This window comes from Fulvivirga sp., from assembly GCF_040220315.1.
Classification (GTDB): Bacteria; Bacteroidota; Bacteroidia; order Cytophagales; family Cyclobacteriaceae; genus Fulvivirga.
On record NZ_JAVJUY010000380.1, the window covers coordinates 1 to 14,257 of the forward strand.

At 33.3% G+C, this 14,257-nt stretch carries 7 protein-coding genes and 1 pseudogene; 7 read left to right on the plus strand and 1 reads right to left on the minus strand.

Annotated elements, in window-relative coordinates; all coding sequences use genetic code 11:
• Positions 1-150: 150 nt before the first annotated feature.
• The 3 genes from RLO81_RS19590 to RLO81_RS19600 all read left to right on the plus strand — a co-directional run bounded on the left by RLO81_RS19590 (position 151) and on the right by RLO81_RS19600 (position 5,392).
• Positions 151-2,601, plus strand: coding sequence for an ABC transporter permease (locus RLO81_RS19590; RefSeq protein ID WP_350115882.1), 2,451 nt, complete (start codon positions 151-153; stop codon positions 2,599-2,601).
• 793 nt (positions 2,602-3,394) lie between these two features.
• Positions 3,395-4,888: a serine hydrolase domain-containing protein gene (locus RLO81_RS19595; protein ID WP_350115885.1), complete on the plus strand. Its 1,494-nt coding sequence runs from the start codon at positions 3,395-3,397 to the stop codon at positions 4,886-4,888.
• Between the two features lie 12 nt (positions 4,889-4,900).
• Entirely contained in the window at positions 4,901-5,392 is a 492-nt protein-coding gene (locus RLO81_RS19600; RefSeq protein ID WP_350115888.1) for a nuclear transport factor 2 family protein, read from the plus strand.
• A gap of 64 nt (positions 5,393-5,456) precedes the next feature.
• On the opposite strand, the gene RLO81_RS19605 is transcribed toward RLO81_RS19600, so the two are convergent.
• Complete coding sequence (locus RLO81_RS19605; RefSeq protein WP_350115891.1) at positions 5,457-7,877, minus strand: ABC transporter permease; 2,421 nt, start codon at positions 7,875-7,877, stop codon at positions 5,457-5,459.
• Between the two features lie 169 nt (positions 7,878-8,046).
• Here RLO81_RS19605 and RLO81_RS19610 point away from each other — a divergent pair, with 169 nt between their 5' ends.
• From RLO81_RS19610 to RLO81_RS19625, 4 genes and pseudogenes are all read left to right on the plus strand, one after another.
• Positions 8,047-9,018, plus strand: a complete 972-nt coding sequence (locus RLO81_RS19610) for a TolB-like translocation protein (RefSeq protein WP_350115894.1) — start codon at positions 8,047-8,049, stop codon at positions 9,016-9,018.
• Positions 9,019-9,874: 856 nt separating this feature from the next.
• Positions 9,875-10,549, plus strand: a complete 675-nt coding sequence (locus RLO81_RS19615) for a LuxR C-terminal-related transcriptional regulator (protein ID WP_350115897.1) — start codon at positions 9,875-9,877, stop codon at positions 10,547-10,549.
• 274 nt (positions 10,550-10,823) lie between these two features.
• Positions 10,824-14,060: a SusC/RagA family TonB-linked outer membrane protein gene (locus tag RLO81_RS19620; RefSeq protein WP_350115900.1), complete on the plus strand. Its 3,237-nt coding sequence runs from the start codon at positions 10,824-10,826 to the stop codon at positions 14,058-14,060.
• 12 nt (positions 14,061-14,072) lie between these two features.
• A pseudogene (locus RLO81_RS19625) lies at positions 14,073-14,257 on the plus strand (SusD/RagB family nutrient-binding outer membrane lipoprotein); the annotation flags it as partial.

The window sequence follows — 14,257 nt, forward strand, 5'->3', positions numbered from 1 at the left end:
GCATGGGTTTTTGAGTTGGAAAAGACTAGTACTTCGTTTACTAGTCTTTTTTTTATTTAGATAACAAGTCAAATTGTTCATAAACCTGTGAAAAGGTTCTATAATTAATATTGAAACTTAGGAGATTATGAACCTAAGGTAGTTTGCAGAATGATAAAGAACTACTTACTTGTTGCGCTTAGAACCTTCAATAAATCAAAGGGCTACTTATTAATTAATCTCATCGGACTAACGATGGGCTTATCTATAAGCTTGCTTACTATCTGTTTTGTCGTTGATGAGTTTAGTTATGATAGCTTTCATCCTAACTCAAACAGACTTTTTAGATTACAATATAATGGACCCAATGATTTCAAATTAGCTCAAACGCCACCTCCTATATCACCTCTACTTGTTGAATATTTTCCTGAGGTAGAATTATCAGGCAGACTGTATGGTAGAAATGTTAGCACAAGAATTGTTGATGCTGAAGATGAAGAAAAAGGGTTTGAAGAGACAAGAGTATTTTTCGCTGATTCTTCAATTAGGAAGATTTTTAATTTTGAATTACTAGCTGGTAGTAAGTCGGGATTTTTAACTGACAACAAATCTATCTACATAAATCAACAAGTAGCTGAGAGATATTTTGGTAATGAAAATCCAATAGGTAAAACAATCAATCTTGAAGGAGAGTATGACTTTATGGTTGCTGGGGTATTTAATGACTTTCCAGATAATTCACACATACACTTTAACATACTTTTGCCATATGAAACTATGTTTATGATTGAACCGGAGGCACGATCTCAGCGCATGAGAGAGCGCCTAGCAATTAATTTTATAATAAGTCATTCTTATACATATGTCTTACTTAAGCCAGGAGCAACTGTTGAGTCTTTTAACAAACGAATGCTTCAATTCACTGAAGAAAAAATAACTGGTGTTTTTCAAGTTGGTCAAGAGTTTGTTTTGGAGCCAGTTAAAGATATTCATTTAAAATCAGAATTAATTGCCCAAGTCGAACCAACATCAAGTTTGGAGTTTAATTATGCCTTTATAGGTATTGCTATACTTACCTTACTAATGGCAATTGTAAATTTTATAAACCTAACTACTGCTCAATCTTTCAAAAGAATAAAGGAAATTGGTTTGAGGAAGGTATTCGGAGCAGATAAAAAGAGTTTAGCATTCCAGTTTCTTATCGAATCATTGATGATATGCATAGTTTCATGGCTCTTATCCTATGTAATAAGTTACTTTTTTCTCCTTGATGTAGTTAATTCACTTACTCAAAAGTCCTTGACCTTCTATCACCTGATAGAAGCAGACACCACAATCGGTTATTTATTTATAGTCATTATAACGGGGTTGCTAGCTGGTGGTTATCCATCGTTCGTTATTTCCAGGTTTAGATTAATACCTTCATTAAAGGGACTAAGTTCTACCAAATCAAAATCTAATCTAGTATTTAAAAACGCCTTATTGATATTCCAATTTATGATATCAGTTGGGCTGATTTCCGGAGCCTATGTTATTAACAACCAAACTCGATACTTAAGAAATATGCCACTTGGGTTTGAAAAAGATGCAATTCTTAATATTCCTATGTTTAGCCAAAATACTCATAACTTATTTGGTGGAAACGGGGCAGATTTTTATCAAAAGATAGAAAGGTTTCAAAATGAAATATCTAAGAACCCAAAAGTTATAACTACAAGTTTGTCAAGCGGAGCTCCGGGCATGGGCACCATATATAGAGGAATTATTCCTGATGGCTTTACTCGAGAGGACAACATGTTCGGTGCAGTTTATTCTATTGATAATGACTTTATCGACACATACAATATCAAATTAGTAGCAGGTAGAAATTTCATTGATGACCATCCTTCTGATATATCTGGTTCATTTATTATTAATGAGACAGCTGTCAATAATTATAACTGGAAATCTCCTGAGGATGCATTAGGCAAGCAAATAAATTTGGAGGGTAAAATAGGAAATGTAATTGGTGTAATGAAAGATTTTTATTTCTCCTCCTTAGAAAATGAGCTAGATGGTGTAATTATGGAAATGAGGCCTCAAGGGTTTCAGTTAATCTCGGTAAAAATTAGCTCAGAAGAAATCCCAGGAACAATTGAACATTTAAAAAGCCATTGGAATCAATTATTTCCAGAGAAGGTTTTTGAATATAATTTTTTGGATGACACGCTAGATGCGACTTATTCAGCAGAAGCCAACTTGGCTCAAATAATCGATTATCTGGCAGCAATAGCAGTAATAATATGCTGTTTGGGAACTTTTGGTATTTTATCTTACAATTTGAGGCAAAAGCAAAGAGAAATTGGTATTCGAAAAGTGCTAGGGGCAACCACCTTGAACATTCTTTTTAGATTTTACAGAACTATTGTTTTTCAATGTTTAATGTCTATTCTGCTTGTTTCGCCTATTGTCTATTTAGTTATGAAAGAGTGGTTAACTCAATTCAGTTATCATATCCATATTAGCTATCTCCATTTTATTATTCCCGCAGTTTTGGTATCAGTAATTACTATTTTAGTGGTCAGCTATCAATCGATAAAGGCAGCCAGAAGTAATCCTATTGAATCAATTAGAATAGATTAGCTACATTAACTTAAAGGATCCCAAAGACATAAAAACTTATACACGTAGGTGTATATGCCGAACAAAAAAAATAGAAATGAATTCGGCTGATCTTATTAAATAGTTTGTATTTAAATACAATAGGTAAAAAAAGAAAGCAAATAAAGATAAAGGCCACAGATACCTGTAGTAACACTATTACTATACCTATCATATTTAATTTCACAGAATCAAAATAACTCATATCAAAAGCTTGACACGTTATTACTGCTAGTCCAATAACAATTACATTAATATTGGATAGTGTAAAGTATAACCAAATTATTTCTTCGGCTAGAGTTTTTTTATGCTGCTTCTTAAGTTTTGAGGAGTTACGTACCAAATAAATTCTGTGAATACAAAACATTGTAACCAAAAAACCAATTATAAGAACTGCATGAAAAAAGTAAAATTCGGATTGAGTCAGGTTCTGGTAATTCTCTAAACTAGACTCTGATAAGTGATTCAGACGCTCCATAAAATTACAATTATAAAGTCAGCAAAGAATATATTATTTTGTGCAATTCTGGTACTTGAATAGACTATAGAACCAAATGAATCAACAATCAGTATTATTTATTGATGTGCTGAAAAGCCCTAATTGATTCGTCCGTATTACACAGTTTTTTGTTTAAGTTCTGTTTGCTCTTTTAGAACTTTTTTAGCCTTTACATATCTCACATTTGTGATGTCAATTTCATAATTAAATTGGCTTGGGTTTGAAATAGGCTTGCATTGTTTTTTATGCAAGCTTATTTTCATTAATACATGAAAAATGCGTTTGAATCAAATTTTATTAATCTTTCTCATTTCAATCAGTACTCATTGTTACTCAATTGAAGGACACGGCTTAACCAGTAATCTGGATTCTGTAGTGTACAAAACGATGGCTGATTGGAAGATAAAAGGCTTGGCAGTTTGTATAGTAAGAGAAGGGAAAATCTTATATAAAAAGGGATTTGGCTTCTCTGACAAAAAATCTAACAATAAAGTTAGTGACAGTACTTTATTTATGATAGGATCTGCTACTAAACCACTTATGGTATTAGGTGTGTTAAAGCTTGTAACTGAAGGTAAATTGAGTTTAGATAGCCCTATACAGCAATACCTTCCAAATTTTCAACTTTTTGATTCTATTGCTTCAAGAAAAATAAACCTCAGGTCAATTTTATCTCATAAAACAGGGCTTCCCGGGCACGATGCACTTTGGTTTACAACAACAGATACGCGAGAACAATTAGTGAATAAGTTGAGGTACTTAGAGCCTAACATTCCATATTCATCAGCTTTTCAATATCAAAATATGATGTACATGTTAGCCGGATATTTATGTGGTGAGATAACTGATCAAACATGGGAAGAATTTTTTAAGAATGAGGTATTGGTGCCATTAAATATGCCAAGCACATATACTTCATCTAATGAAATAGATAATAAAGAGCTTTACTCATTAGGATTTATGAATGATAACCCTGTACCCAATCATTTGATTCAGGCTATAGCACCAGCAGGTGGTGTAATTACTTCAATTCATGATTTGTCCAAATTCTTAGAATTTATTCTTGATGAAGGCAAGCGTGTGCAACTCATTAACGAAGAATTATTTCAAGAATCAATTAGAAAACAAATTTCAGTACCTGAAGGATGGAACTCTATTATGATGTTAGAAAATCAATCAAAACCTCTCTCATATGGATTTGGTTGGTTTATTTCAGAATACCTTAATAAGAAAATTGTGCTGCATGGTGGTAATATAAGGGGCTTTACTTCATTGATAAGCATGATTCCTGATGATGGCATAGGAATAGCAATCATTTCAAATCAAGATAACTGTAGGGCATTACCTATAATTAGAAATTATATACTCGACCACTTGCTGGAAAACGAAAATAAGAAAGATTGGGATGGTATTATTAAGACTTCACTTTCACGACCTTCAACCAAAACTGCAAATAACACTAAGAACGGTACAGAAAAGCAACAGGTAATTTTTTCTGAACCAACACTTTATGCCGGATCTTTTGTCAATAAAGCTTATGGAACCATTGAAATTATTGTTCGAGAGAAAGACTCTTTTGAAATTAACTTTAACGGTTCATCAGGTTTTGATTTGCAACCTCTATCTAAAGAAAATTTTATGGTCAAATACCCGGGTAGAAACTTCCCTATTACATTTCATTTTAATACAGAAAATAGAATCGATTATATTTCAGCGCCCTTTGAGCCGATGCTACCGAAGGGGATAATATTTAAAAAAACAAACGATTAATTGATATCAGATATGAAAAAGATTATATTATTTACGTTATTATTAGGTCTGTCAATCTCACCCGTTTTGTCACAGCAGATTAAAGACGTTACACATAATTTCATAAAGCATTATGAAAATAGGGATTTTGAGAAAATGTTCTCTTTATTTTCTACAGATGCTGAGTTTCAAGATCCGACAACTGTTGTTTTTGGTATGTCTGGCGATCCTATGAAAGGAAGAGATCAAATCAAAGAATATTTCACAAAGAATATGGGTGATGACTTCGTCAAAGTTAAAATTGATATAATCAGAGAATCCTACGTTGGTAACCTGGCAATTCTTAATTTGAACTTTAAAAGTGACATAAAGGCCAAGTATTTTGGGTCAAACAAAGAAGGATTAATCTCAATCGATATTCCTATGACAACCATTTTAAAATTTAACAGTGATAATGAAATTGTTAGTCACATAGATTATGCTGACTATACAAAGTATATGAAGCAGGTCAATGATCAAAAATGAATAAATTACGCTCTAGCTTATTTATGAGTTGTTTTTCTTTTCAAAATTTAGTTATAATGGTTTTTCAGGGCTGTCTTATCCATTCGATAGGATTCTTTTTAATTGCATTTAATGTTTGGATTGATGTTGCGACAATAATTAAAACTCCAACTATTCCAATTGGAATTAAAAATATTGCCATAGTAACTTGTGGTTTGTATTCAAACTGATTCATCCAATTGTTCATTAAAAGATGAATGATAAGCATAGAAAAGGGAATTGTAAGTAATAGTGGTTTTAAAAAGAATAAAGCACAACTATTAAAAAGTTGAAGGTTGGAAGCACCCAATGTTTTTCTTATGCTAAACTCTTTTCGTTTTTGATTTAACGTAAATATAGATAGAGTAATAACACCAAAGATTGCCAGAATTGATCCAACTAAACTAAAGTTGAACACCGCGAACCGTGTATTATATTCTGAATTGTAAATGCTTTCAAGTTGCTGATCAATAAAATAATAATCTAAGTTAGTATGTGATGAAATTTGCTTAATCTCAGATATTATTTCTTCTACTTTTAATGATTCTGTTGCAACTAGATCTATTATTATTTTGGAGAATAAATTTGGGTTAAATATTAAAATTGCAGGTTTAATACTTTCATGCAATGATTGAAAATGAAAATCCTTAACTACACCGATTATTTCCTTAGTTATTGATTCGCCAGTTCGATAATCAACTATTTGATTCAAATTAGCCCGAAGTGCATCAGAAGGAGTTTTAAAGCCGAATTGCCGAATTGCTGTTTCATTCAATATAATGCCATTATTTTTCAAATCACTCTCATTTGATATGAAATTGTTTCCAGCGATAAGAGTCATTTGCATGGTACTTATAAAGTCTTCATCAATCGGTATTAAATATGTACCAATGAAGTCATCACTTGTCATAGTTTTGGGATTAAAGAATCCTTGTTTTGAGTAATATGGGTCACATAGACTAGTAGAAGCGAATGATACCTGATTAACTCCTTTAAAACTCACTAGCTTTGATTTGATAAAGTTTTTCTTATCAATTAAGTCGGGATTATTATGTTCAATCACAAGCTTATGTAACTTGCCAAATCCAAGGTTCTTTTTTTGCATGTAATCTAATTGTTGATTAATAGTAATAAAAAATGCTATTAATAATACTGAAGTAATAAGCTGTAGGGCTATTAGAAAAGTATATTTTAAATTAGACGATTTGTTACTACTCGCACCAAATTTTGATATCTCTGAAGTTTTAATTCTACTTAATTTTAAAGTGGGGTAGACACTACAAAAAATAATAGCCGTTGAGAATATGACTGCTAAAATGAATATTAAATAATGATTAGCAGCTAATTCTTCTGTGATTGAAATTTGAAAGTACTCATATAGTGTATTGTCTAAGAATACAACTATTCCAATTGAAATTGAAATAGCTAGCATTATCTTAAATACAGATAGAGAGGAGGTTTCTAAAAATAGTCTCTGTTTGTCAGCGCCTAATATTTTTTTAATTATTAGTTCTTTTTTTCGTGTTTCAAATAATGAAATATTCAAGTTGGTATGATTGAATAAGGCTATTAACAGAACTAATAAAGCAGCACAGCACAATATAATTAGGACATTAAAGTCTGAATTAGGTTGAATTTCATAACCTAAATTTGAATGAAGATGAATGTCCTCTAACGGAAATAACCAAAGCTTATATTGGTTGTAAACATTATTTTTATTTCCTTTTTGGTTTTGAATCTTATCTCCCAGATATTTTGATAAGAACTTCGGAAGTTTTGATTCAATTAGCTCTTTATTTTCATGTTTATTAAGAAGAACATAAGTATATGTGCTATTGAAAAACCAATTGTTATAATCCTCATTGTATATGTTCTTAAGTGTCTCATATGAAACAAATATTTTAGTTGAAAAATGTGACTTCTTAGGAATGTTGTCTACGATCCCTACTATTTCGCATATTATACTAGTATTATCAATTTCAATTTCAATCGATGAATTAATAATGTCGTCATAAGGCTTGCGACCAAATTGTTTTCTAGCTTCATCGATTGTTAATACAATTTGATTAGGGTCTCTCAAAGAATTGTCCTTTACTCCATAAAGCAGCTTCCAAGAAAAAACCTTAAACATTGATGGATCAACAAAAGAGACTCTCTCAACCGTTCTTTCATTAGCTTGAGATACAATATTTACATTTCTAAAATGAAACCGAACGGCATTTTCAATTTCAGGATATTCTGATTTTAATGCTTCTGCATATGGGTGTGCCGTAAGTGGTGTGGCCATCGTTGCCATTCTGTGAATTCTAAAAATCCGATCAGAATTCTTATGATATTTATCGAAGCTTAATTCGTAAGCTGAATATGTTATCAGTACTAAGAATAATGATATGCCAAAAGAAAGACCGGTAATATCAATTAAATGGAAACCTGGATTCTTTTTAAATATGAGTTTTAAATTTTTCAAATTCATATAGCATTAACATTCAACATTTAAATTATCAGTATAGGTTGATATATGAGTTTCGAAACAGTTAATCGAACTTCTAGTGCTCGGAAATTACGAATATTTGTGACTTGTTAAAGGCAGTATATAGTTATAGATTATTGAGACAATCCAGTTAACCGATTTTAAGATGAGAACGCTAATTATTATTTCTTTTTTTCTTATATGTTCAGGTTCATTAAGAGAAGTATCCGCCCAAGAAAATGAAAAATTAAAAGCGGTACTTAATGAATTGAAAGTGGAACTTGTTCAACCTGGCACAATTTCTACTGGCGGTTTTGAGTTTGGCACTTCGATTTCTCCAGATAGGAGTCAATTGTTTTTTGTTAAAGGGATAACTGGATTTAGAAGAACTGTCATAGTCTATTGTGATTGGAATGATGGGTATTGGTCTAAACCGAAAGTTGCTCCCTTTTCTGGGCAATACCCAGACACTAATCCATATTTTTCTAAAGATGGAAATAGGCTATATTTTACATCAACAAGACCAACCCAAAACCCTTCCTATGGGAACAGTAATATTTGGTATGTTGATAGGATTGAAAATGAATGGTCTAAACCAAGGCTTCTAGAAGGTGGGATTAATGATAAATATGAAATAGTGTACCCAACAATGGATTCTGAAGGTACAATTCATTTCGTATCCTGGTCCAGACCAGAGTCAAAAAATGGAGATATTTTTATGTCTACATTACATAAAGGGAAGTATTCAGTACCAATACTAGTTGATGAACTTAATACTTTATATAGTGATGCAGATCCTGAAATAAGTCCAGATGGTAAGTTTTTAATTCTTACAAGCCAAAGAGAAGGTGGATATGGCCACTATGACCTATACATTTTTAAGCGACAAGTGAATGGTAAATGGGGTGCTGGAATCAACTTAGGACCTAAGGTTAATTCTGTCAGTATGGACTCTGACCCAATTTTTGACCCAAGAGGTAATGTTTTATATTTTTCGAGTGATAGGCTAAACAGTGATGAGCAGTCAATAAAATATTCTGATTATGATGAATTAGTGGATAGTTACAATCAAATCCATAATGGGTTAATGAATATATATAAAGTAAATATAACCTCATTGATTGATTACCTCGATTGAGGGTGTGGTTTGGTAATTTGAATTGGAATTACCCACTTCTTAAAAAGTACTATTATATATTTAAATACCTTTCTTAATGTTCCAAGGGCTAAAATCACCTATGACTTATTGAAGATTAACTAAGTAGTAAGAACTTTCTTAATTGTTTCAATGGGTTAGAGTTAAATATAGTTTAGTGTCTTTCTACTATAGTATTAAGGCATGGAAAGGGAGTATAATACTCCCTTTTTTATTATGATTAGAATGTAAAGAAAATCACATTCAAAACAATAATATTGGAAAATTTAAAAATTAAATCAAACTATGTTAAACACTAGAATATCGGATATTGTAGCACTAAACATTGAGTAGTATAGTTGCGAAAGATACATGTTCATCTATTTTGATCAACTTTGACAGTTATGATAATTTGACCCAATCGTCTAAGTAAAATTTGGCTACGCAGTTATTTAAGTAGCCATCAAATACATTAGTTATGTGATTGTCGGTTAGAATGAGGTAAATCTCATTTTGACTTTATGAATTAATGGTTACAGGAAATACACTTGATGCTGTTCAATTGTTCATGCCATAATTACCTAACCAAATTTTCCATCATTTCTAGTATAGTCACCAGTATCACCTACTCTCATTTTAACTTAAGCAGAGTACTTCTCTAAAAACTTGTTAATCGCTAACATCCTTGAACAATAAGATAAAAGTCTAATCTCATTGTCTTATGATTGAAAATTCAGAGCGTGCTATATTTTTTGTCTTATTTACCAGCATAAAAGGTTCAAATACATGTTGAAGAACCTACTTACTCAGATAGTCATTTACACTTAGGTCTCACAAAAAAATAGAAAGGAGGCCAATAATGAATGACACAGCAGTTAATCTGAATAAAATAATAAGAGCGAGAAATAATTCTGAATTAGATAAATACAAGATATTACTAATAGATTCAGATCAAGAATTTAACAAACTCTATAATCTCTTAATATCATCAGTAACGAGATACTTTTTACTAGATACATATGAAGATGTAGGTAAAGCAATTCGCTCAATAAAACGCTATAAACCGGATCTTATAATTATAGATCCTAATCCAGATAATTTTGCAAGTGAGATTCAAAAAATTAGAAAGATTATGCCTAAGGTTAAGATTGTTATCAATACTAACCATATTGATGGTGATTTTATTCAAGAAGTTTTTTCTTTCGATGTATCTGGTTTTATTTCAAAAAGTAGTGGGCCAAGAGAATTTTTAAATAGTATTGAGTTAATACTTCAAGGCAAATATCATATTGGTGATAATGTTGCTCAAGCATTGATCAAATCTTTGAATAAAGATCACAATTCACCATTGACTTTTAGAGAAAAAGAGGTGCTAGAACAATTGGCATCTGGAATGACATACATGTCAATCTCTAAAAATCTAAAAATTAGTGTAGCAACAGTTAAGACACACCTTAATCATGTTTACTGGAAACTGAATGCGCAAAATAAATCAGATGCTTTGACCATCGCAAGACAGAAGAAATATATTTAAACTTTACCAATGAAATGTTGATTTAGCCATTCTAGATCATTGTGGCGGATTTCTTTTGTTTACTCAACAACATAATAAACTGGGGGATGAATTGCTTGGACACATTCCCCCTTTCAATATTATATACATAATAAGTCCTATTAAAAATAATATTAATTCAATAATGTATCAACCATTTTGATTGATTCATTCCTTTCTTTTAATCACAATATTTGAAGATTAATGAGGTAAGTAGCCTCAATTCATAATTAATTTTTAACCTAAACATTACAGTATGAAGAAGTATTTACTTTTTGCATTTATGTTGATGTTCGCATTCGCATTCAGCGATTCGTGGGCTCAAGAGCGCACTGTGTCGGGAAAAATCACCTCCATCGAGGATGGTTCATCTCTACCTGGTGTTAACGTTGTACTCAAAGGTACAACCACAGGTACCGTTACTGACATTGATGGTAACTTTAAGTTAAGTGTACCTTCTGATGGTGGTACTTTAGTATTTTCATTTATAGGATTGGCGACTGAAGAAGTAGCTATTGGTAACCGATCAGTAATTGATATTCAGATGTCACCGGATGTTCAACAGCTTTCAGAAGTTGTAGTAACAGCGGTAGGTATCCAAAGAGAAGCAAAAGCATTAGGTTATGGTGTAGAAAGAGTAGGAGGGGATAAAGTATCGGGAGTTTCTGAGCCAGATCCACTACGTGCTATGCAAGGAAAAGTAGCGGGTGTTAATATTGGAGGATCGAGTAGTGCTCCTGGTAGTGCTACTAGAATTACTATTAGAGGTAACTCTTCGCTATTAGGAAACAACCAGCCATTATTTGTTGTAGATGGTATACCTTATAACAATAATACAAATACTGCTGGTCCAGGATTTAACAACGATCAGTTAACTGGAGGAGGAGCTTCAGGTAGCCGTTTCCAGGATTTAGACCCAAACAACATTGAGTCTATGAACGTGCTAAAAGGAGCGGCAGCAGCAGCACTTTATGGAGCAAGAGCAGCGAATGGTGTTATTGTGATTACCACAAAATCAGGTAGTGCAGGTGCAGGAAGAAAAGGATTAGAGATTTCATTAAGCTCTAACTTTGCTATTGAAGAAGTAGCCAACCTACCTGACTACCAAAATACATATGGAACAGGAACTAATTTCAATTATGGACAAGTAAACGGTTCATGGGGAGAACCTTTTGTGGGCACCAAACCATACGCAACGAGAACAACTATACCTCATTGGTATGATGGAGTAATAGGCTTTGAGGAGTTTTGGGGAACTACCGTTCCTTATCAGGCTTATCCAGATAACGTAAAAGACTTTTTCCAGACAGGAAGAGTATTTGATAACTCCATATCTATTTCTGGAGGAAATGAGAAAGCGGTAAGTACGCTCGTTATTTCAAGAACGAAGCAAGAAGGTATTGTACCAAATACTGAGTTTAACAGAACTAACATTAGTTTAGGAGGTCAGACTCAGCTAGACAACAAGTTCAACGTAGGAGCAAACTTACAGTATACGAATTCTGTTCAAAAGTCATTCCAAGGTGGAGCAGCAAATGCTATTGGAAACGGTTCTGCGTTTGCCAGAACATTGTATTTAGGAAGAAACTGGGATTTACATGGCCAGCCATTCCAAAATCCTTTAAACAATAGTTCTCAGTTTATGGTGGGAGCTGCTCAGGCAGATAACCCATTGTGGTCTGTGCAGAATGCAGGTATTGAAGCTCAAACAGATCGTTATGTAGCGGCATTTAATGTTGGCTACGACATCTTAGATTGGATTAATCTATCTTATCGTCTAGGTGTGAATGGTTATAACCAGGAGAGTATAGATTACTTCCGTCCGGGCTCAAGAGGAGCAGGAGGGTCAGGTCAGATTGCTAATGCGTATGATCGTTTTCAAGAAGTTGAGTCAAACTTGTTATTAACTGTGACTAAAGACATCAATGAAGATTTTAGTTTCCGAGGTATTTTAGGTCATAATATTAATCAACGAACAGGTGAAACACAGATATATACTGGTATTGGTTATGTTGATTTCTTTATTAATGATATTGATAACACGAATTCAGTTGTACCATCAGGTGGAATATACTCACAAAGAAGACTCGTTGGTGCGTACACGGATTTACAGTTTGGTTATAAGGATTTTGCTTTCTTAAACATTACAGCCAGAAATGACTGGTCATCCACGCTTCCAGAAGATAACAGAAGTTTCTTCTACCCAGCAGTAAGTACTTCTTTTATATTTACTGATGCGTTTAATCTACAGTCGAATGTATTATCATTTGGTAAAATCAGAGCTAGTTATGCACAGGTAGGTAACGATACAGGACCCTATCAGATTGTTCCTGTATTCTTGCTAAATGCTAACGGATTATCACCAGCAAATGCAACAGCTCTCCCTTTTAATGGAACTTCAGGGTCAACGCTTTCTAACATCGCCAGAGATCCTAACTTGAAACCTGAGCAAACCTCAGAGATTGAGCTTGGATTAGAGACGAAATTCTTTAACAACCGATTAGGTTTAGATGTGGCTGTATATGACAGAAGATCAACTGATCAGATTGTGCAGGTAGCTATTCCTGATGAAACAGGTTTTATATCATTGCTAACCAATGGAGGAGAGTTGAGTAACAAGGGTATTGAACTTACTGTCAGCGCTACTCCATTGAAATTAAGTAATGGCTTCCAGTGGGATATCTATGGAACGTTCACGCATAATAAAAACGTGATTGAATCTTTACGTCCAGGCTCTGATGAGTTGGTTTTAGGAAACACTTTTACAGGTTCCGTACAGTCTGTACACTTACCAGGTGAGGAATTTGGATTAATTAGAGGAAGTACAGCCGCCAGAGATGAAGATGGTAATTTATTAATAGACCCATCAAATGGGCAATTGATTGCCTCTTTAACTCCTGAGATTCTAGGCAATCCAAACCCAGATTTCATCGTAGGGTTCACCAACACATTTAGCTGGAAAGGGCTTAGCTTATCTGCGATAATTGATTGGAGACAGGGAGGAGATCTTTATTCTGCTACAAATGAAAGATTATTGGGTAGAGGAGTAACCAAAGATACAGAGGACAGGGAGATTAACAGAATTATCCCTGGAGTATATGGAGATCCTAACACTAATGAACCTATTCGCAATGAAAATGGCGAGAAGATTGTGAATCAAACGATGGTGGAAGTGAACACACTTTATTTTGGTAATACTTTTGCCATAAATGGACAAGATGAGTGGGCAATGTTTGATGCAACGGTAATCAGATTAAGAGAAGTATCTCTTGGCTATACTATACCGAAGTCATTGTTAGAGAAGACCCCGTTTGGTTCAGCAAAGATTTCTTTATCAGGAAGAAATTTATGGTACAATGCACCAAACTTCCCCGAGGCCTCAAATTTTGATCCAGAGGTAAACCAGTTTGGAAACACTAATCTTCAGGGTTTTGAATTTACGTCAGCACCTTCAACAAGGCGTTATGGTGTGAGTCTAAACGTTACCTTTTAAAATTAGAAAGACATGAAGAAAATATTTAAATCAAATATATATACATTGGTTTTCGCGTTGATCGTGTTTACTAGTTGTGAAGAGAATTTTTTGGATATCAATGATGATCCGAATAACCCTTTGTCAGTACCTACAGCACAGCTAATTACGGCTGCTGAGACTAATTTATCTTACACTATGTCAAATGGTAGTGGTGG

Excerpts from the sequence above, each read along its gene's own strand:
- RLO81_RS19615 (WP_350115897.1), top strand. The coding sequence starts at position 9,875 with ATGAATGACACAGCAGTTAATCTGAATAAAATAATAAGAGCGAGAAAT.
- RLO81_RS19590 (WP_350115882.1), top strand. The coding sequence starts at position 151 with ATGATAAAGAACTACTTACTTGTTGCGCTTAGAACCTTCAATAAATCA.
- RLO81_RS19595 (WP_350115885.1), top strand. The coding sequence starts at position 3,395 with ATGCGTTTGAATCAAATTTTATTAATCTTTCTCATTTCAATCAGTACT.
- RLO81_RS19620 (WP_350115900.1), top strand. The coding sequence starts at position 10,824 with ATGAAGAAGTATTTACTTTTTGCATTTATGTTGATGTTCGCATTCGCA.
- RLO81_RS19600 (WP_350115888.1), top strand. The coding sequence starts at position 4,901 with ATGAAAAAGATTATATTATTTACGTTATTATTAGGTCTGTCAATCTCA.
- RLO81_RS19610 (WP_350115894.1), top strand. The coding sequence starts at position 8,047 with ATGAGAACGCTAATTATTATTTCTTTTTTTCTTATATGTTCAGGTTCA.